This window comes from Fructilactobacillus sp. X7R7C1 (assembly GCF_059901065.1).
In genome coordinates, this window is the sequence record NZ_JBWXVF010000003.1 from 1 (window position 1) to 20,791 (window position 20,791).

At 40.0% G+C, this 20,791-nt stretch carries 19 protein-coding genes and 5 tRNA genes; 20 read left to right on the plus strand and 4 right to left on the minus strand.

The features are described from left to right. Positions 1–4: 4 nt before the first annotated feature. From AC6UDC_RS04835 to glnA, 4 genes are all read left to right on the plus strand, one after another. A tRNA-Asn gene (locus AC6UDC_RS04835) sits at positions 5–77 on the plus strand. A gap of 56 nt (positions 78–133) precedes the next feature. After that, positions 134–206 (plus strand) — tRNA-Thr (locus AC6UDC_RS04840). Between the two features lie 245 nt (positions 207–451). After that, a complete protein-coding gene (locus AC6UDC_RS04845; RefSeq protein ID WP_500694500.1) occupies positions 452–835 on the plus strand; it encodes a MerR family transcriptional regulator in 384 nt (127 codons plus the stop codon). Positions 836–846: 11 nt separating this feature from the next. Beyond that, positions 847–2,187 (plus strand): type I glutamate--ammonia ligase, encoded by a 1,341-nt coding sequence (gene glnA / locus AC6UDC_RS04850; protein ID WP_500696168.1) that lies wholly within the window; start codon positions 847–849, stop codon positions 2,185–2,187. A 35-nt stretch (positions 2,188–2,222) separates the two neighbouring features. Here glnA and mscL read toward each other — a convergent pair whose 3' ends face one another. Continuing rightward, a complete protein-coding gene (mscL, locus tag AC6UDC_RS04855; protein ID WP_500694498.1) occupies positions 2,223–2,597 on the minus strand; it encodes a large-conductance mechanosensitive channel protein MscL in 375 nt (124 codons plus the stop codon). A gap of 130 nt (positions 2,598–2,727) precedes the next feature. Here mscL and AC6UDC_RS04860 point away from each other — a divergent pair, with 130 nt between their 5' ends. From AC6UDC_RS04860 to AC6UDC_RS04875, 4 genes are all read left to right on the plus strand, one after another. Beyond that, a complete protein-coding gene (locus AC6UDC_RS04860; RefSeq protein ID WP_500694497.1) occupies positions 2,728–4,212 on the plus strand; it encodes a peptide MFS transporter in 1,485 nt (494 codons plus the stop codon). Between the two features lie 128 nt (positions 4,213–4,340). Continuing rightward, positions 4,341–4,423: transfer RNA gene (locus AC6UDC_RS04865), tRNA-Tyr, on the plus strand. Between the two features lie 8 nt (positions 4,424–4,431). Continuing rightward, positions 4,432–4,503 (plus strand) — tRNA-Gln (locus AC6UDC_RS04870). Positions 4,504–4,572: 69 nt separating this feature from the next. Continuing rightward, positions 4,573–5,274 carry a GntR family transcriptional regulator gene (locus AC6UDC_RS04875; RefSeq protein WP_500694496.1) on the plus strand — a complete coding sequence of 234 codons (702 nt, stop codon included), beginning with the start codon at positions 4,573–4,575 and terminating at the stop codon, positions 5,272–5,274. A gap of 41 nt (positions 5,275–5,315) precedes the next feature. Here the strand turns inward: AC6UDC_RS04875 and AC6UDC_RS04880 are convergent, their stop codons facing one another. Beyond that, complete coding sequence (locus AC6UDC_RS04880; RefSeq protein ID WP_500721581.1) at positions 5,316–6,050, minus strand: WecB/TagA/CpsF family glycosyltransferase; 735 nt, start codon at positions 6,048–6,050, stop codon at positions 5,316–5,318. 89 nt (positions 6,051–6,139) lie between these two features. Between AC6UDC_RS04880 and AC6UDC_RS04885 the strand changes: the two genes are divergently transcribed. From AC6UDC_RS04885 to AC6UDC_RS04915, 7 genes are all read left to right on the plus strand, one after another. Further along, a complete protein-coding gene (locus tag AC6UDC_RS04885) occupies positions 6,140–7,606 on the plus strand; it encodes a nicotinate phosphoribosyltransferase (protein ID WP_500699887.1) in 1,467 nt (488 codons plus the stop codon). 9 nt (positions 7,607–7,615) lie between these two features. After that, positions 7,616–8,455, plus strand: a complete 840-nt coding sequence (nadE, locus tag AC6UDC_RS04890; RefSeq protein ID WP_500721584.1) for an NAD(+) synthase — start codon at positions 7,616–7,618, stop codon at positions 8,453–8,455. A 65-nt stretch (positions 8,456–8,520) separates the two neighbouring features. After that, positions 8,521–10,689: a Tex family protein gene (locus tag AC6UDC_RS04895; protein WP_500721750.1), complete on the plus strand. Its 2,169-nt coding sequence runs from the start codon at positions 8,521–8,523 to the stop codon at positions 10,687–10,689. Positions 10,690–10,701: 12 nt separating this feature from the next. Further along, the gene (locus tag AC6UDC_RS04900; RefSeq protein WP_500694492.1) at positions 10,702–11,151 is read left to right on the plus strand and encodes a SprT family protein; all 450 of its coding nucleotides are present in this window, start codon (positions 10,702–10,704) and stop codon (positions 11,149–11,151) included. 6 nt (positions 11,152–11,157) lie between these two features. Continuing rightward, complete coding sequence (gene thrB / locus AC6UDC_RS04905; RefSeq protein ID WP_500694491.1) at positions 11,158–12,045, plus strand: homoserine kinase; 888 nt, start codon at positions 11,158–11,160, stop codon at positions 12,043–12,045. Between the two features lie 56 nt (positions 12,046–12,101). Beyond that, a tRNA-Leu gene (locus AC6UDC_RS04910) sits at positions 12,102–12,187 on the plus strand. 135 nt (positions 12,188–12,322) lie between these two features. Then, positions 12,323–13,765 carry a catalase gene (locus AC6UDC_RS04915; RefSeq protein ID WP_500696788.1) on the plus strand — a complete coding sequence of 481 codons (1,443 nt, stop codon included), beginning with the start codon at positions 12,323–12,325 and terminating at the stop codon, positions 13,763–13,765. 64 nt (positions 13,766–13,829) lie between these two features. Here the strand turns inward: AC6UDC_RS04915 and AC6UDC_RS04920 are convergent, their stop codons facing one another. Then, on the minus strand, positions 13,830–14,990 hold the full coding sequence (locus AC6UDC_RS04920) for an LCP family protein (protein WP_500721587.1): 1,161 nt from the start codon (positions 14,988–14,990) through the stop codon (positions 13,830–13,832). A 189-nt stretch (positions 14,991–15,179) separates the two neighbouring features. Here AC6UDC_RS04920 and AC6UDC_RS04925 point away from each other — a divergent pair, with 189 nt between their 5' ends. From AC6UDC_RS04925 to AC6UDC_RS04935, 3 genes are read left to right on the plus strand one after another with little or no spacing between them, the layout of a single operon-like run. Further along, positions 15,180–16,127, plus strand: coding sequence for an AEC family transporter (locus AC6UDC_RS04925; protein ID WP_500696159.1), 948 nt, complete (start codon positions 15,180–15,182; stop codon positions 16,125–16,127). A gap of 51 nt (positions 16,128–16,178) precedes the next feature. Further along, positions 16,179–17,156 carry a DMT family transporter gene (locus AC6UDC_RS04930; protein ID WP_500706817.1) on the plus strand — a complete coding sequence of 326 codons (978 nt, stop codon included), beginning with the start codon at positions 16,179–16,181 and terminating at the stop codon, positions 17,154–17,156. Positions 17,157–17,179: 23 nt separating this feature from the next. Then, positions 17,180–17,851 (plus strand): 2,3-bisphosphoglycerate-dependent phosphoglycerate mutase, encoded by a 672-nt coding sequence (locus AC6UDC_RS04935; protein WP_500701483.1) that lies wholly within the window; start codon positions 17,180–17,182, stop codon positions 17,849–17,851. Positions 17,852–17,942: 91 nt separating this feature from the next. Here AC6UDC_RS04935 and rpiA read toward each other — a convergent pair whose 3' ends face one another. Further along, entirely contained in the window at positions 17,943–18,632 is a 690-nt protein-coding gene (gene rpiA, locus AC6UDC_RS04940; RefSeq protein WP_500711150.1) for a ribose-5-phosphate isomerase RpiA, read from the minus strand. 157 nt (positions 18,633–18,789) lie between these two features. Here rpiA and AC6UDC_RS04945 point away from each other — a divergent pair, with 157 nt between their 5' ends. Together AC6UDC_RS04945 and radA are read left to right on the plus strand one after the other, a co-directional pair. Beyond that, positions 18,790–19,326 carry a dCTP deaminase/dUTPase family protein gene (locus AC6UDC_RS04945; RefSeq protein WP_500699879.1) on the plus strand — a complete coding sequence of 179 codons (537 nt, stop codon included), beginning with the start codon at positions 18,790–18,792 and terminating at the stop codon, positions 19,324–19,326. A gap of 15 nt (positions 19,327–19,341) precedes the next feature. Beyond that, positions 19,342–20,724: a DNA repair protein RadA gene (radA, locus tag AC6UDC_RS04950; protein WP_500699878.1), complete on the plus strand. Its 1,383-nt coding sequence runs from the start codon at positions 19,342–19,344 to the stop codon at positions 20,722–20,724. The last annotated feature ends 67 nt before the right edge of the window (positions 20,725–20,791 follow it).

Sequence of the window (20,791 nt, forward strand, 5' to 3'; positions counted from 1 at the left end):
TTATTCCGGCATAGCTCAGTTGGTAGAGCACCTGACTGTTAATCAGGTTGTCGACGGTTCGAGCCCGCCTGCCGGAGCTATGTCTGAGTGCTAACAACAATTGCCGTTAGCACTTTTAATTTATCGTCATTTTGCCGGCTTAGCTCAGCTGGTAGAGCATCGGTATCGTAAACCGAGGGTCACAGGTTCAAGTCCTGCAGCCGGCATAAATTTTTTATTCATTCTTAATGATGATTAAACCTTTGGCATAGCAAATAACGGGTGAATAGAATCTAATGGTGTGCTTGAATATGCACATACATACATGAAGACACAAGAATTTATTTCTTGTGTCTTTTTTTATATTGCAAGTTTTATGTTAAACTTGGATCAGTGTTACATTTCATAACATAGGTTATTGACGCTTATATCAATAACGAATAGAATGGTGTCATATCAAGGAGATATGCGTATGAGTGAAAAAGTACTGAGGAAATCTTTAGCGGTTCTGCCAATGGGAACGGTTATGAAGCTTACTTCCTTATCATCCAGACAAATAAGGTATTACGATGATCATGGTCTTGTTCATTCTAAACGAACATCAGGAAACCGACGTTTGTATTCATTAGATAATGTGGACCAAATTCTTGAGATTCACAACTATCTTATTGAAGGAATGACAATTGCTCAGGTTAAAAGAGTATTTGAGAAACAACGTCGTCGAAAACTTTTACATAGTGGTGATAAATCACTTAGTGATGAAGATGTCCGCGAATACTTGAAAGACGATATTTTAAAAGCTGGACGCTTGTATGATGATTCTGATTTAAAGCAACAGGGTAAGTATTTAAAATAAGGAGACTACTTATGGTACATGATTATACAAAAGACGACATTCGCCAAATGGTAAAAGATGAAGACGTCCGATTTATTCGATTAATGTTTACTGACTTGATGGGCAGCATCAAAAATGTTGAGGTACCCGTTAACCAACTAAACAAGGTTTTAGATGGTAAGATTATGTTTGATGGATCTTCAATTGATGGTTTCGTACGCATTGAGGAAAGTGATATGTACCTGATCCCTGATCTTTCAACGTGGATGGTCTTCCCATGGGGTGACGAACACGGTAAGGTTGCTCGTCTGACATGTAGTGTTCATACATCAGATGGCGAGGTGTTCGTTGGTGATCCAAGAAATAATTTAATGCGTGTTCTGGATGAAATGAAAGAAATGGGCTTTTCTAACTTTAACATTGGCCCAGAACCTGAATTCTTCTTGTTCAAAATGGACGATAAGGGTAATCCAACCACTGAATTGAATGATCACGGAAGTTACTTTGATTTGGCACCAATGGATTTGGCAGCCAATATTCGTCGTGATATGGTTCTTGAATTAGAAAATATGGGCTTTCGAGTTGAGGCTTCTCACCATGAAGTAGCATCTGGACAACATGAAATTGATTTTCAGTACGACAACGCCGTGGTTACGGCAGATCATATTCAAACCTTTAAGTTAGTTGTAAAAACAGTTGCTAGAAAGTATGGATTATACGCCACTTTCATGCCAAAGCCACTGAATGGTATCAATGGATCTGGGATGCACATCAACATGTCATTGTTTGATAAAAATGGTGACAACGTCTTTTATGATAAAGATGGTGACCTGGAATTATCACAAACAGCTTACTACTTCTTAGGAGGACTTTTGAAGCACGCTAAAGCATTAACTGCTGTATGTAACCCAATCGTTAACTCCTACAAGCGACTAGTTCCTGGCTTTGAGGCACCGGTCTATGTGGCATGGTCGGCATCTAATCGTTCACCACTAGTTCGAGTTCCTGCTAGCCGTGGTCTTAGCACCCGCCTTGAACTTCGAAGTGTCGATCCTTCAGCTAACCCATACTTAGCAATTGCATCAATTCTTGAAGCTGGTTTAGATGGTATTAAAAACAAAATCGAACCAGGTGAACCAATTGACCGTAATATCTATCATATGGATGGCAAGGAACGAAAATTAGATCATATTGAAAACTTACCTTCCACCCTTCATAATGCGCTTAAAGCATATGAAGCTGATCCACTTATGAAGAAAGCCATGGGACCTCACATGTATCAAAATTACTTGGATGCAAAGAACATGGAATGGAATGCTTACAGACAAAACGTTTCTCAATGGGAACGCGACAGATACCTAGATATGCTATAAAAAAACACCAACAGAGCGTTGGTGTGATTAAGGAATTACTTTTTAAGCAGTTTAACAATTTCAGCTAGATATTGATCAGTAAGGCTCGGTTCTTGAGCCTTCTTTTCTTGCTTTTTTTGATTTTTATTAGTTAATTTGTTGATAAATTTGACCAATAAAAAGACGATGAAAGCAATCAGCAGGAAATTGATGACTGAGTTTAGAAATAAGCCATATTTTATCTTTGCTTTTCCAACGGTGATGGCAAGTGATGAAAGATCGATTTTTCCTAAGAACAGTCCAATAAACGGGTTAAAAATGTTATTAACCAATGAAGTCACGATCGAAGTGAAGGCAGACCCGATGATAATTCCGACGGCCATGTCAACCACATTCCCTCGTGATATAAATTCTTTAAATTCCTTGAACAATGTATTATCCACTTCCTTTTCCTTGATAATCACTATTCTAACAAACTTTTTGTCGAGATATGATTGTAAATGAAAATCAAGAATGGTATTATTTCTGATAATTGTTAAAAGATTGACAGGAGGAGATTTTATGAACGGACAAGGCGAGAAGAGTCTCGACCATGCGTTCTTTGGGCAACCAAAAGGGTTGCAAACACTGTTCTTCACTGAAATGTGGGAACGATTCAGTTACTACGGGATGCGTGCAATTCTTTTATACTACATGTATTTCTCAGTCGCCAAGGGTGGATTAGGATTTTCTCCAACCACTGCAGCTTCAGTTATGGCAATTTACGGTTCACTGGTATTTCTAACTTCAGTGTTAGGTGGTTATTTAAGTGACCGAGTTTGGGGGAGTCGAAAGACTGTTCTGTATGGTGGAATTTTAATTATGTTTGGGCACGTGGTACTTTCATTACCATTTGGTGCCGGAGCGCTATTTATTTCCATTGTCTTAATCACCGTTGGTACTGGACTATTGAAGCCAAATGTTTCAGAAATGGTTGGTGCCTTATATGGTGAAAATGATCCAAGACGTGATACTGGATTTACCATTTTTGTTTTTGGGATTAACTTAGGGTCGTTCATCGCACCGATCTTAGTTGGGACCGTCGGAATGGACTTTAATTTCCATGCTGGTTTCTCACTTGCCGCTATCGGAATGTTCTTTGCTTTAATTTACTACTACTTCAGTGGTAAAAAGACTTTGAGCATCGATGGCCTCTATCCAAGTGATCCCTTAGAACCAGATGATTTGAATCGTTTAGTTCTTGAAATTATTGGTGGATTGGCCGTATTTGCTGTTATTATCGCGGGAATGTGGTATTTCAAGGTTTTGAGCATTGACAACTTTGTTCTACTATTGAGTATTATCGCAATTTTAACCCCAATTATTTACTTCGTTGTTATTTTGAGAAGTAAGAAGGTTACTAAGACAGAACATTCACGGGTTCTTGCCTATATTCCATTATTTATCGCTGCTGCGGTATTCTGGGCCATTGAGGAACAGGGCTCCGTTGTTTTGGCTTTGTTTGCTGAAAATCAAACTAACAATAACCTTGGATTTTTGCACATTAATGCTACTTGGTATCAGTCACTTAACCCGTTGTTCATTATGCTGTACACACCACTGTTCGCATTCTTATGGACATATCTGGCTAAAAGAAAAGAAGAGCCCAGCTCCCCAGTTAAGTTTACGTGGGGAATGTTTTTCGCTGGATTTTCGTACTTATTTATGATGATTCCAATTTTCCTATTTGGTTCATCAGCTAAAGTTAGCCCACTATGGCTAATTGGTAGTTGGGCCATTGTTGAAATTGCCGAAATGTTGATTTCACCAATCGGGCTTTCCGTTACCACCAAACTTGCTCCGAAAGCATTTGAATCACAGATGATGAGTATGTGGTTCTTAGCGGATGCTGCTGGTCAGGCGGTTAACTCACAAATCGTTAAGTTCTACACTCCAGGACACGAAATCGCGTACTTTGGAATCGTTGGACTTGTAGCCATCTTGTTTGGAATTGTCTTATTATTGATGATCAAACCAGTTAAAAAACTGATGGATGGAGTAAATTAAAATCACTATAATGAAAGGCGCTGTAAAGTTAGCGCCTTTTATTTTTTGAAAAAAAGTATTGACTAACATCATGATCCCGTGTAATATAATAAACGTTGATTCGTTACTACGAATTACTCATTTATTATGGAGGGGTAGCGAAGTCTGGCTAAACGCGGCGGACTGTAAATCCGCTCCTTCGGGTTCGGTGGTTCGAATCCACTCCCCTCCATTGATTCTTGGGCTATAGCCAAGTGGTAAGGCAACAGGTTTTGATCCTGTGATGCGCTGGTTCGAACCCAGCTAGCCCAATACTAATTATTGGTGTAAAATCGACTAACAAATGTTAGTCGATTTTTTTATGCCAAGGTAGGAGTAATTATGACAGTACCTGTTTATATTAAAATTCATGATGATATTAAGAGTAAGATCGAAGACGGAAGCTGGAAAGTGGGAACTCGGATTCCATCTGAAAGAAAACTATCCGAACAGTACGGAGTAAGTCGGATGACGTTCAGGCAAGCTGTTCAAGCGCTCGTTGAGGATGGAATATTAAAACGGATTGCCGGCTCAGGAACGTACGTTACTAACCAAAAGGTTCAAGAAAAGATGTCCGGAGTAACCAGCTTTACTAACATTATGCTGGCTCAAGGAAAAAAGCCATCCACCAAAACCTTGTCATATAAGATTGTTGAGCCCACCTTTAAGGAAGCCTCCGTCTTGGGGCTGAGTCAGGATGATCGGGTTTTGCGGATGAATCGGATTCGCTATGGAGACGACATTCCGATTTGTTATGAAGTGGCAGCTGTTAATGCATCGATGGTCGAAGGGTTAAGTGAAGAAGACGTTTCTAGCTCCCTGTATCGTTCTTTAGAGGACAAGAAGGGACTTCGTCCAAGAAGCGCGAAGCAATTTATTTCGGCGATTTTAGCGACTGATCGGATTGCTGATTTACTGGATATTGAGGTTAAGGCACCCATTCTTAAGCTAAAACAGATATCGTATCTTCAAAATCAGCAACCATTTGAGTTTGTTCAGGCTCAGTACGCTGCTGAGCGATTTGAGTTTTACCTAAATAAATAAAAAAGAGCCCTACTAACGAGGGCTCGTAAAGTTGGATGAGATCACTTCTCATCCTTTTTTTGTTTTCTAACTAAATTTAAAAATTCAGGAATGGCTAGCATTCGTTTAAAACGGGTGGGTTCTTTAAAAAGGCGATAGAGCCATTCGATGTGATGATTAATCCAGAACTTAGGAGCTCTCTTGACGTGTCCAGCTAAAACGTCAAAGCTGCCTCCAACCCCAATCCACAGCCCGTTATTTTTGGCTCGATATTTTGCTATGAATTCTTCTTGGCTAGGGAAACCGGTCGCAACAAAAATCATGTCAATGTCGTTGTTTTCAATGTTGTTAATGATGGGAGTATCGTTTTTAAAATAACCGTCCTGCATCTCCACAATTTTTAAATGTGGATAGTTAACGGTTAAGACTTTTCGTAAATCAAATACGACATCGGGTTTGGCTCCCAGAAAATAAGCTGACTTGTTATTTTGGTTTCCCCAAGCTAATAGTGTTTTAAAAATGTCATAGCCGGTAATTCGTTCTGGCATCGAGTCATTTAACATTTTGGCGCCCTTGATAATACCAATCCCATCCGGAACGACGTAAGTAGCCGTTTTTAAAATTTTTTGGTAGTGAGGGTGACGATTAGCATAAACGACGATTTCTGGATTTGCGGTTACCACGAACGTGTTTTGGTGGCCGTCTATTTGGGATTCAATTACTTGCATAAATTCGGTGAAAGTCGTGTTAACAAAGGGGATGGAAGCGATGTCGGTGGTCGGAAATTTGTGCGTCATTTGTTAGCCTTCTTTTTGGTTATTATGTGATATAATGTGCAACGAGTAACAACAATAGTTTAGCCTGAAAGGGCTAGAGGAGATTAAAGATGTCAACATTACAAAGTCCTGATAATTTAACTTTACACACTGACTATTATGAAATCAATATGATGGCAACTTATTTTGAAAAACATATGCAAAATCGTCATGCTGTATTTGAAGTTTTTTTTAGAGACATGCCCTTTGGAAATGGATATGCCGTCTTTGCAGGATTAAAACACATTATTGAATATATCAACAACCTTCACTTCACTGATGAGGACATTAAGTATTTAAAGTCAATTAGCGATTATTCCGATGAATTTTTAGATTATCTTCGTAACTTCAAGTTTACTGGAACAATTCGTTCTGCTGTTGAGGGTGATTTAGTTTATAACAACGAGCCCATTGTTCAAGTTGAAGGAACGATTGCGGAATGTCAATTAGTTGAGACCGCTATTTTGAACATGGTGAACTATCAGACTTTAATCGCTACTAAAGCGGCTCGAATTCGAATGGTAGCTGGAAATAATCCTTTAATGGAGTTTGGTAGTCGTCGAGCCCAAGAAGTTGATGCAGCACTGTGGGGAACCAGAGCGGCATACATTGGTGGGTTTAACGCGACTTCCAATGTGTTAGCTGGTAAGGAATTTGGCATTCCTGTCAGCGGAACGATGGCGCACTCTTTGATTGAATCATTTGGAAATGACTATGATGCATTTATGGCGTATGCCCAAACCCATAAGAACTGTACTTTTCTGTTAGATACCTTTGATACCATTAAAAGTGGGGTCCCAAATGCAATTCGAGTTGCAAAAGAAATGGGCGACAAGATTAACTTTCAAGGTGTCAGAATTGATTCCGGTGATATGGCGTACTTATCAAAAAGAGTTAGAGAAATGCTGGATGAAGCTGGCTTTAAGGATGTTCAAATTGTGGCTTCCAACGACCTTGATGAATACACCATTAGTAGTTTGAAGATGCAAAATGCCAAAATCGACTCTTGGGGAGTTGGGACCAAGCTAATTACGGCTTTTGACCAACCCGCACTTGGTGCGGTTTACAAGTTGGTCTCAGTTGAAGATGAACAGGGGCACATGGTCGATACCATTAAACTTTCCAATAATGCTGAGAAGGTTTCCACTCCAGGTAAGAAGCAAGTTTGGCGGATTACTGAAAAAGACGACGGTAAGTCTGAGGGAGATTACATCACACTTGATGGTGAAGATCCACGTGAACAGTCTTCCGTGTACATGTTCCATCCGCATTTCACGTACATTAACAAGACTATTACCAACTTTAATGCTCAACCGCTCTTACAAGATATCTTTAAAGATGGAAAGCAGGTATATCAAATGCCGACGTTAGAGGTTACTAAGCAGCATGCGACTGACTCTTTGAAGGCACTCTGGCCAGAGTACAAGCGTCAGTTAAATCCACAAGATTACCCAGTTGATCTTTCTAAGAAATTATGGGACCACAAGATGAGTTTGATTAATGAAATTCATAATGGGGTTGAGCAAAAATTAGAGTAGGTGATAGTAATGGATGAGAAACAAAAACGACTGCAAAAACAGATTATTAATGCTTTAAGGGTTCAGCCAAAGATCGATCCTGAAACAGAAATTAGACGTAGTGTTGATTTTATTAAGGATTACGTTAAAAAGAATTCGTTCATTAAATCAGTAGTACTGGGAATTTCTGGTGGTCAAGATTCCACTTTGACGGGAAAATTGGCATCGATGGCAATGAATGAATTAAGGGAAGAAACGGGTGATACTGAATATCAGTTTATTGCGGTTCGCCTTCCTTATGGTGAACAAGCTGATGAATCGGATGCTATGGAAGCCATTGATTTTATGGATGCTGATCGGGTTGAACGCGTCAATATCAAGGGTTCAGTCGATTCGATGGTAAAAGCAGTTGAAGCTAACGGTGATGCTGTCTCTGATTTTAATAGGGGCAACGTTAAAGCTCGGACGCGGATGATCGCACAGTTCACCATTGCTGGTGCCAATCAAGGAATTGTACTTGGCACTGATCATGCCGCCGAGGCGGTGACTGGTTTTTACACTAAATTTGGTGACGGAGCTTCTGATATTGTTCCAATTTGGCGACTGGATAAACGACAAGGTCGTGCGCTTCTTGAGTACCTTGACGCACCTAAAAACCTTTACGAGAAAACCCCAACGGCGGATCTTGAAGATGATCGTCCAGCTCTTCCAGATGAAAAAGCACTTGGGGTTAGTTATAAAAATATTGATGACTTTTTAGAAGGCCAGGACATTAGTTCTAGTGCAGCTAATGTGATTGAAAATTGGTATTTGAAAACTCAACATAAGCGACACCTTCCCATTAATGTTTATGATACGTTTTGGAAATAAATTTGATTACAATAACTCCGTTAATTATTTAATGGAGTTTTTATTTGAAAGATTATGGTGAAAAAATGGAAAAAACTTTAATTGATCAAACTGCAAAAGTGTTACCACACATTTCGAAACGACAAATTCAACAAACCTTAGAAATGCTTGAGGATGGTAATACCGTTCCGTTTATTGCACGATACCGCAAAGAGAGAACAGGTAATTTGGATGAGGTTTCTATTCGGGAACTTGAGGATACTTACCAGCGTCTAGCAAAGTTGAGCCACCGAAAGGAAGAAGTGTTAAAAAAGATTGACGAAGAAGGCCAATTAACCAAGCAGTTAAAACAAGACATCTTAAATGCTGACAGTATTCAGATTGTGGAAGACTTGTATTTGCCATATAAGCAAAAACGAAAAACAAAGGCGATGGTTGCAAGGGAACAGGGATTAGAGCCACTTGCAACTGCAATTTTAAAGTTTCAAAATGAGCCATTAAAACAACTGGCAAAGTCCTTTATAGATGATGATCACGACGTTAGTTCCGTTAATGACGCTTTAGATGGAGCCCGTGAAATCATTACGGATGCCATTGGAAACAACGCTAAGTTTCGGGAATGGATTCGAAACTATACCTTAAAAAACGCTATGCTGGCGGCAAAGGTTAAACCTAAAGGAAAGGTCAATGACGAAGGTGGCGTTTATGGTGATTACTACGATTTTAGTGAGCGAGCCAAAACGGTTCCGAGTTATCGGATTTTAGCAATCAATCGTGGTGAGAAAGCAAAGGTATTGACCGTGAAACTAGATGTTGATGTTAATGCCATTATGCATTACATTGATTTTCATGTGGTTAGTAATCATAATGGTCCCGCAGTTGACTTTGTTAAAGACGCTTCAAAAGATGCTTATAAGCGCTTCATCGGTCCTGCCATCGAACGTGAAATTCGTTCCACTATGACTGAAGCCGCAGAAAATCATGCCATTGAAGTGTTTGGAAGAAATCTGTATCACCTGTTAATGCAGGCGCCAATCAAGGGTAAGGTGGTTCTTGGTTTTGACCCAGCGTACCGAACGGGATGCAAACTAGCGGTCATTGATGCAAACGGTAAATTCTTGGCAAAGGAAATTATTAAAGCCACTAAACCAGCGACAGAAGCACAGCAAGCGCGAGCTAAAGAACAATTGATTGACCTGATTAAGAAGTATCACGTTCAAATGATTGCGATTGGTAACGGAACGGCGTCACGCGAATCGGAACAATTTGTCGCTGATGCAATTAAATCCATTGATTATCCGGTTCATTACGTAATTGTTAGTGAAGCTGGGGCATCGGTATATTCTGCTAGTAACAATGCGCGAAAAGAGTTTCCTAACCTTCACGTTGAGGAACGTTCAGCCATTAGTATTGGAAGACGACTACAGGATCCACTTTCTGAGTTGATTAAGATTGACCCCAAAGCGGTTGGGGTTGGTCAGTACCAGCATGATGTCTCTGAAAGTAACCTTGATGCCCAGTTGGATCGGGTGATTGAGACCGCCGTTAACCAAGTCGGGGTCAACTTGAACACCGCTAGTCCAAATCTACTTGAACACATCTCGGGATTAACTAAATCCACTTCACAAAATATTGTTGAATATCGAGATGAAAACGGTGCTTTTTCTAACCGTAATCAATTAAAAAAAGTTAAACGATTAGGACCAAAGGCTTTTGAACAATCAGTTGGATTTTTACGTATCATTAATGGCAAGAATCCATTGGACAATACTGATATTCACCCAGAAAGTTATCGGCAAGCTAAACAAATCTTGTCAGCATTGAGACTTACAATTGATAATTTTAGTTCTGATGAAGGTCGAAAGAAACTTGAAAAAGCAAATGAAGTTGATTTATCACAATCACTATCAATTGATCAGCAGTTGGTCAAAGATATTTTAGCTAGTTTGAAAAATCCCGGACGTGACCAACGTGATACGATGGCGAAGCCGTTGCTTAAATCGGATGTCATGAAGATTGAAAATTTGAAATCGGGAATGAAATTACAGGGAACCGTTCGCAATGTTACGGATTTTGGTGCGTTTGTCGACATTGGGGTAAAACAGGATGGTCTCGTTCATATTTCAAAAATGAGTGATCGGTTTATATCGGATCCAGCAAAGCTTGTTTCTGTTGGTGACATTGTCGATGTGTGGGTGTTAAGTGTTGATTTAGATCGAAAACGAATTAAACTTTCCATGGTTGGTCCAGAATAGGAGCGAACTTATTTGCATGACGATGAATTACAGAAATTGGTCGAACAAATTTCATTGGAGTCATTTGGGAAACCATTTAAGCACCGCGCATATTTTAATGGTCGATTGAAAACCACGGGTGGTCGGTACCACCTTAAAGATCATGATATTGATATTAATCAAACGATGGCGAAGGGGATCTCTAGAGAAGAATTAGTGGGAATCATTAAACACGAACTCGTTCATTATCATCTTCATTTAGCAGGGTATTCCGCTAATCATCGTTCAAAAGAATTTAAGCAGTTATTAAGAGCTGTGGGTGGTAGTCGTTATGCTCCAATTTTAAAAGCACAATCAGCTTATTATTACCTTTATGAGTGTACTAAGTGTGGCCAATTATATCGGCGAAAGCGACGGGTTAATATCTCACGTTTTGTATGTAGTAAGTGTCGTGGTAAGCTAAAACTAGTTAAGAAGGAGTGAAGTATCATGGAAAAAATTATTGTGAGAGTTCCAGCAACTTCTGGTAATGTTGGTAATGGCTATAATTCGGTTGGGCTCGCTCTTCATATGTATTACACGGTGATCGTTGAAGAAGAAACTGAGAAGTGGCGGGTCAATCATGCGTTTGGCGATTCAGTTCCTCACGATGACAAAAATTTGGTGGTTCAAACGATTTTAAAGGTTAACCCTAAAATCATGCCCCATCAACTAACGGTAATGTCAGATGTTCCACTGGAAAAGGGGCTTGGGTCTAGTACCACGGCGATTGCTGCGGGAATTAAAATTGCTAACAAGCTTGAAAATATGAACTTATCAGTTAATGACCAAATTAACATTGGTAGTCGAATGGAAGGACATCCTGACAACATTGCCTCAGCCATTCTGGGAGATATAACAATTTCTCACTATGAGGATGGAAAGACTGACGTTGTCAAAGCTCATATGCCCGATGAAATGCAAGCCTTGGTTTTCATTCGAAATGAGAAAATTACCCAACAGAGGGGAATGGAACGTTTCCCAAAGGAAATTACGTTTGGTCAAGAGGTACAGACTAGTAGCGCTTCGAACGTTTTTGTCGCTGCATTAATGCAAAATGATTGGAATAAAGCGGCTCGAATGATTGAAGCTGATAGTTTGGTTCGCACTGGACAGGGTAATGATTTTAAAGACTTCAAAGTAATTAAACAGACTGCTCATGAACTAGGAATCTACGGAACTTACATTAGTGGAGTGGGTTCATCGATTGTCACGCTAGGAGATTATGACCAACTCACCAAGTTACAACAGAAGATTGAAAGTAACGATCAATTGGATGGAGTATGTAAGTTAGTTGACCTTGATAGGGATGGTGCCACGATTCGTGGTGAAGAATAATTAAAAAATTCATTGCGCTATCTCGTTAAATTTGCTATGATGTTTATTGTAGCAATGCGGCCATGGCGGAATTGGCAGACGCGCAAGATTAAGGATCTTGTCGGGATTTATCCCGGTGGAAGTTCGAGTCTTCTTGGCCGCATCATTTAATTCAAGAACACCATATCATTTTAAGATATGGTGTTCTTTTTAATTCTAAGTCTCTTTTGTTGACATTAAGTTGTGCACGATTAATCTAAGAAGTGAACGATTAATTAACAAGGATGGTGTGATAATTATGTCAGATAAATTAACAACCGAAGCTGGTCAACCGTGGGCTAACAACGAACATTCTCAAACAGCTGGTGTTCGTGGTCCTGTTTTGATGCAGGATTATCAATTACTAGAAAAGTTAGCTCATTTTAATCGTGAGAGGATTCCAGAGCGAGTCGTTCATGCTAAAGGTGCTGGTGCCAAGGGCGTTTTTAAACTTACACATGACATGAGTAAGTACACTAAAGCTGATTTATTCAATGGTGTGGGCAAAGAAACCCCAATGACCATTAGAATCTCGCAGGTTGCGGGTGAAGCTGGTTATCCTGACACCGTTCGTGATGTTCGTGGATTTGCGTTGAAATTCTACACGCAAGAAGGCAATTACGACATTGTTGGTAATAATACTCCGGTGTTCTTTGTTAACGATCCACTTAAGTTTCCTGACTTTATTCATTCCCAGAAGCGTGATCCTAAGACTCATTTACGTTCACAAGAGATGCAGTGGGATTTCTGGTCTCATTCACCAGAATCAGTTCACCAGGTCACCTACCTGATGGGTGATCGTGGTAATCCGGCTAGTTATCGAACAATGAATGGTTATGGAAGTCACACGTATAAGTGGGTTAATAAAGAAGGGACTCCATTTTGGGTTAAGTATCACTTCATTAGTCAACAAGGGGTTAAGAACATGACTAATGAACAAGCTTCAAAAGCAGCAACTGAAGATACCGATTATTTAATTCATGATTTATACGATGCAATTGAACAAAAGAACTATCCAACATGGAAAGTTTATGTTCAGATTATCCCTTATCAAGCAGGAATTGATTACAAACCAGATATTTTTGATGTAACTAAGGTGGTTTCTCATAAGGATTACCCACTACAAGAAGTTGGGGAATTTACCTTAAACCAAAATCCAACTAACTATTTTGACGATGTGGAAGAATTAGCTTTCTCACCCGCTAACCTAGTCCCTGGGATTGAAGCAAGTCCTGATAAGTTACTTCAAGGACGGTTGTTTGCGTATAAGGACGCTGAAAGATATCGTTTAGGCGCTAATTATGAACAATTAAAGGTCAACCGTCCATTAGACAAGGTTGAAAATTACGAACGTGATGGTCAAATGGCACAAGGACAAGACGGATCGGTCAACTATGAACCAAACGGTAAGGGTGGTCCAGTTGAAGATTTGAGTGCTTCAATCAGTCCCGATAAAGTGGAAGGTGAAACTGGAGCCTTTAAACCTTATGACACTGACTACTATAGTGCCGCCGGAAAGTTGTATCATGTAATGAAACCGGAGGAACGTGATCGCCTGATTAATACGATCAAAGAAACGCTTGGTTCCGTTGATAATCATGAGATCCAAATCCTAGAAACCAGACAATTTTATAAGGCTGACCCAGAGTATGGGACTCGAGTAACAAAGGCTCTTGGTCTTGATTTAAATGAAATTAGATAAAAGATCCCATAAATAAAAATAGACTTGCAAGATAGGTTATTAGCCCTATTCTTACAAGTCTATTTTAATATGCTGGTGCCGTTGAGTTTGGATCGGTGGTACTCCCTGATGAATCATTGGTAGCAGTATTGTTGTTGGATGGATCACCATTACTAGGGGAATTGGTTTCTTGTTGTTTAGGAGTTAAACCCTTAGCTTGCGGTAAATTCAAGGTGGTTCGAATATGGTTTGAGACGTTCATCAATTCGTCTGGTTGGGCGACTTGATAACTGACTCCGTTAATCATTGCTTCATTCCCCTGAAGGGTCTCAGACTTGATGTGATGAGTGGCTGGACCATACTTAGATCTAATGGCAATCATGTCATCAAAGGATAAATCGGTTTTGAGGTTTCCATTTAATGATTCAAGAATTTGTTGGTACCTGGGAATGGAAGAAATTCCCATTCCTTTCATCACTAATTTTTCTAAGACTTGCCGTTGTCGCTGTTGGCGACCGTAGTCACCTTTCGGGTCATCATCCCTCATTCGAGAATAATCAAGGGCTTGATCACCATCTAGATGGGTCATTTTGCCCTTAACTACATTGGCATTCCCATACTTAAACGTCAATGGTGGCTTCACTTCGACACCCCCAACGGAATCAACCATCTGTTTTAAACCACCCATGTTAACGATCGCAAAGTAGTCGATGGGAACGTTTAAGAGATGCTGGACAGTTGAAATGGCAGTCTTTGGACCACCGATGGTGTAAGCAGCGTTGATTTTTTCGTATGGCTGTGAGTCACCGTCGACCACGACTTTGGTATCGCGGGGGATACTGGTTAAGTAAGTGGTCTGCTTTTGCGGGTTAACGGTAGCGACGATAATGGTGTCGGTGCGGCCAACGTCGTGTCTACCAAGGGCGCCCGTGTCGGTTCCCATTAGTAAGATTGAAAACGGCTTTCGTTTGTTTAGAAGGTTTGATACGTTTCTTGATTTTCCGATTCCATCGTCTTGAAACGTTCCTCCAAATGAATGACGAGCCTGGGTGTAAGCACGGAAACCAAAAGCAAGGGCAATGATGACAATCAATAAAATGATACCCATAAAAGTCCAGGTAACTGGATGGTGCGGTTCGTTATCATAGTCGACGGCTGGCTCTGACTTTGGTTCGGAAAAATGTGGATTACCAGCTCTCCGGCTATATTCGCGATTGTCGTCATTATTATTATCGTAGTTTGACATTATTATTCCTCGCTTATTTATTAATACTGCCCCAAATTATATAGCAGTTATGGCAGCTAACGCTAGTTATTTCTCAACTTTTTAGTAGATTTTAATATAACCGTATTATTCTTATTGGGGCAATTTCTGGTGGTGTAAAATCGTGTGGTACAATAACTTAAGTAAAACTTACAAGAATAGGATGATCAAATGGGTATTTTTTTTAAGAGTATATCAGGGATATTAATTGTACTGATCATGATCGTACTCGGTTTTGTTTTAGCTAAACGGCACTGGTTTAATGATGATTCAACTAACTTAATTGTTAAACTGGTTATTGACGTAGCTTTGCCTTGTTACATGATCTATACGATTGGTCGCGATTTTACGACCGACACGTTACTTTCAACGTTGCCAGACTTAAGATTTCCGGTCGTTAGTATGTTAATCATGTTTGGGATTTCAGTGGCAATTGCGCGGGTGATTCGAATTAAAAAGTATCATCGGGGGGTGTTTGAATCGATGTTTTTAAATTCAAACACTGTTTTTGTCGGATTGCCAGTTAATATGGCTCTGTTTGGAGCCAAAAGTTTACCGTACGTGTTAGTTTACTACATGGCTAATACGACCTTTTTTTGGACCATTGGTGTTTACTTAATCCAACGTGATGGGGACGCTAATTCCAAGTTTGACTGGAAAAAGACCGTGAGTAAAATTTTGTCACCACCATTGTTGGGATTTATCTTTGGGGTGATTTTAGTTTTACTGCGAATTAAAATTCCCAACTTTTTAATGAGTGATTTCCAATATATTGGTGGGTTAACCATCCCACTTTCAATGATGTTCATTGGAATTTCGATGGCAAATATCAACTTTAACAAATTTGACTTTAGTTCTTCTAATTGGGGAATTTTACTGGGTCGATTCGTGATTTCACCAATTTTAATGGCACTGTTGGTTATTCCAACCGGGATGCCAGTTTTGATGAAACAAGTCTTCATTATGCAGGCTGCCATGCCGGTTATGACTAACGCACCGGTGGTAGCCAGGAAGTATGGTGCGGATGCAGATTATGCTTCACTGATGGTCGCTGAAACCACGATCATCAGTTTAATTGTTTTGCCCATTTTAATGGTGATTGTGCAACAAATCCGTTAAGACGAGTCAATTGAAAAATAGACAAGTAAAGAATGGGAGTAGTAGCTTAAAGTGAAAAAATCAGTGATTTATGTGTTAATTTCGACGTTAATGTTTAGTTCAATGGAGATTGCCCTAAAGGTGGCTGGGAGTGAGTTTAATCCAATTCAGTTGAATTTACTTCGTTTCTTCATTGGTGGGATTGTCTTGTTACCCTTTGCGTGGTATGAATTACATAAACGACGACGCAAAATCAACTTAAAGGATTGGAAGACGTTTGCGTTTACCGGTTTTGCGTGCGTGGTAATTAGTATGACCCTGTACCAGTTAGCGATTGTGTACGATAAGCCAGCTATTGTGGCCGTCCTGTTTAGTTGTAATCCGGTCTTTGCCGTAATCTTTGCATATTTCATTTTGCATGAGCGAATTGGACGGGCCAACTTAATCTCATTAATCATTTCGGTCATTGGCTTAATTGTGATTGTTAATCCATTTAACTTAACTAATCCAGTTGGAATTATTTTGTCACTCTTATCGGCTGTTACTTTCGGCTTTTACAGTATTTTGTCGCAGTATTGCTCGGTCAAAAGAGAATTAGATGGAGTGACCATCACTTGTTTCACTTTTATTGCTGGTTCTTTGGAGTTATTTGTTTTATCATTGATTACCAATATCCCGTTTGTTTCAAGTGGGATGAAATCGGTGGGATGGTTGAGTCAATTTGCATCCATTCCGATCTTAAGGGACGTTAATTTACAAAATTTCTGGATTTTATTCTTTATCGGAGTCTGTGTAACCGGCGGCGGTTTTGCGTTTTATTTTTTAGCAATGCAAGAATCAGGGGTCTCAATTGCGTCCCTGGTATTCTTTATTAAGCCTGGTTTAGCTCCAGTCTTAGCAATGATTTTTGTGGGCGAAAAGATTAATCTGCCTACCATTATAGGAATTGTGATTATCCTGATTGGTTCGGTGGTTACGTTTGTAGGTGAGCGTTATAAAGAGACCGATTCAACCATGTTAGACGATCAGACGATTGAAGAAGGTAAATAAATTTAGTTTATTGAGGCGGTTGTATGAGTAAGTTAGTAATTATGAGACATGGCGAAAGTGTCGCAAATCACACTAATACCTTTACTGGATGGAGTGATGTTCCACTGACTAAGAAGGGCGTAGAAGAGGCAATTAAGGCCGGCAAACGCTTAGGTCAGACCGGGATTCAGTTTGGTGATGTTCATACATCAGTCTTAAAACGGGCGATTGTCACCGCTGACATTGTTTTGGACGTGATCAATCAGGATTTTATTCCTGAACATAAGACGTGGCGCTTAAATGAGCGACACTATGGTGCTCTTAGGGGCCAAAATAAAGAGGAAGTTAGAAAGCGGGTCGGAGACGAACAGTTTATGAAGTGGCGCAGGAGTTTTTACGCTGTTCCCCCTAAATTAGATCAGGTGTCCCCGATTCGAAAATATCGGCGCTTAGGTGTAATTGAGCCACCAGCTGAAAGCCTTAAAATGGCTTATGACCGGATGATTCCGTACTGGCAGGATTCGATTGCCCCCAAATTGCTGGATGGTAAAAATCAACTGATAGTTGCTCACGGAAGCACACTGCGAGCTTTAATTAAATATTTAGAAAATATCAGTGATAAAGGAATTGATGGCGTGGAAGTTAAAAACGGGAAGCCGATCATTTATACCTTTGACCCAGATTTAGATATTTTAGATAAGACCTACCTTAAATAACAAAAGGACGAAAACTCAATCAAAGTTTTCGTCCTTTTGTTATTTAGATTTTGATGATAGTTGCGTAGTTATTTTTGGGTCGGTTAAATCATTAGCGAGCTTTAATTGTTTCCGGTCCGTCGGGATGTTCTACGATAATGGTATTTACGATGTTCAAGAACAGCCCATGTTCCACAATTCCTGTCATACTATCAAGTTTTTTGCCCAGTTGAACGGGAGTCGTGATTTCAGGTAAGCCTAAGTCAATAATGTAGTCACCAGAATCGGTTGTTAATTTCCCTCCATTCGTGCTTTGACGAAATTTCGGATGAAGTCCCATCCGATTGAGACGACGATATAGTTGTCCACTGCCATAAGGGATTACTTCAAGCGGAAGTGGAAAATTGAGTTTTTTAACCATCTTACTTTCGTCAACAATCCACATGTTACGATCAGAATTAATGGCAACGATTTTTTCCATCAGGTGAGCGGCTCCACCGCCTTTAATTCCCTGAAAATTTTTGTCAATTTGATCGGCCCCATCAATGGTTAAATCAATGTGGTCGACTTCGTCAACATCCTTAGTAGTGATGCCTAAGCTTTCCGCGTGACGCTTAGTTTTACTGGAAGTGGGCACACCGATAATACCTAGATGTTCATTTTTGATGCGCTCTCCCAGTGCGTCTACCATGTACTTGATGGTGGTACCAGATCCAAGACCCAGTACCATCCCATCCTTAACGTGCTTAACAGCTTCTTTTCCAACGTGTTTCTTTAATTCTCGCTGATCTGCTGAATTCATTTGATTGTTCCCCTTCAAATTAAGTCGTTACTTTTAGTAACTTGACCACTATTATTAATTTTCAATGGTCTTTATGATTTTGTCAAGCAATGTCAAAATTTAAGAAATACTGGTAAAATAATAGTAGGAATTTTTGAGAATAAAGGGGTATTAGAAGATGCAAAGAGGCTTTGAGATTGTTTCAAAATATCAGAATGACGGCTTGACTTTGCCAAAACGAGCAACTGAAAAGGCTGCCGGATATGACTTTGCCAGTGCCGTTGACATGGTTATTCCGTCAATCTGGAAAACTGGTTTAATTCGGTCATTTGGTATCATTAAGGCTAGAAGAAAGTTAGATCAACAAGACATCATGGATTCAGAGAATGCTTTAAAGCCCTTTTTGGTTCCAACGGGAATTAAGGCTTACATGCAGCCAAATGAAGTGTTGATAATCGCGAATCGCTCAAGTAATCCTTTGAAACGAAACTTAGTAATTCCGAATGGGATCGGTGTTATTGACGCTGATTATTACAATAATGAAAGTAATGAGGGTGAAATTTTTGTCCAGATTCTAAACTTTGGAATCGTCGACCGTAAGATTAAAAAAGGTGATCGAATTGGACAAGGAATCTTTATGCCTTATTTACTTGCGGATCAAGATGAGGGACCAAAGCTGACTCGAAATGGGGGATTTGGTTCTTCTGGCAAATAGTTAGGAAATGATTTAATGGCTAAAGCAAAAACGCAATATGTTTGTTCCAACTGTGGATATATATCACCACGATATCTAGGTCGTTGTCCTAACTGTGGTGAATGGAACACGATGGTTGAACAAACGGTCCAAAAAAATGATACCAAAAAGGCGAACGTGAGTCGGGTTTCACTGAGCGGGACTAAGTCGCAACCCCAGCTAATTAGACAAGTTAGCGCTGAAAGTGCCCCGAGGATTCAGGTTGATTCAAATGAATTGAATCGGGTGCTTGGCGGAGGTGTGGTTCCAGGTTCACTGGTCCTAATCGGTGGTGATCCGGGGATTGGTAAGTCAACGTTACTTCTCCAAGTCTCCGGTCAATTAGCAGCCTCAGGACAAAAGGTACTGTATGTCTCAGGAGAAGAGAGTGCCGATCAAATTAAGATGAGAGCGGATCGCCTCAATGTTTCTGAAAAAGGGAACTTATACCTTTATCCAGAAACGGATATGACTTCAATCAGGAAGGCAATTGAAGAAGTGAAGCCGGACACCGTTATCATTGACTCCGTTCAAACCATGCAAGAAGATGAGATCCCGTCTGCGATTGGTTCCGTTACGCAGGTTCGAGGTGTTACCTCGGATTTAATGAACATCGCAAAAACCAACGGTATCACCATTTTCTTGGTGGGACACGTTACTAAGGGTGGTACGCTTGCCGGCCCGAAGACTTTAGAGCATATGGTTGACACCGTTCTTTATTTTGAGGGAGACAAGCATCATTCTTATCGGTTACTACGCGCCGTTAAAAACCGATTTGGATCTACGAATGAGCTCGGAATTTTTCAAATGGATGAAGATGGGCTAAAAGAAGTCAAGAATCCATCTGAGATTTTTTTAGAGGAGCGTTTGAAGAACGCTACCGGATCAGCAATTGTGGTAGCAATGGAAGGAACTCGTCCGATTCTGGTTGAACTTCAAGCCTTAATTGTTCCCTCGGTTTTTGGGAATGCGCAAAGAACTGCGTCTGGACTGGATCGAAATCGTGTTTCACTGATTATGGCGGTTCTTGAGAAACGGGCTGGATTGATGTTACAAAACCAGGATGCTTATTTAAAAGCTGCTGGTGGGGTCAAACTTAATGAACCAGCCATTGATTTGGCAATGGCAATTAGCATTGCGTCAAGTTATGAGAATATTGGAACCGATCCAAAAGAGTGTTACATTGGTGAACTTGGTTTGACTGGTGAGATTAGAAGGGTCAATCGAATTGAGCAACGCGTTATTGAGGCCCAGAAACTAGGCTTTAAGCGCGTATTGGTTCCTAAATATAATCTAAAGGGATGGACTCCACCTAAAAATATTCAGGTCATAGGAGTTTCAACCATTACCGAAGCTCTCAAAACAGCATTAAAAAAGTAAAATATTTTCATTTCAATTGGTCTAGTTCATAATGAACTGAAGGGTTAATTATGATGTTAATATTGAA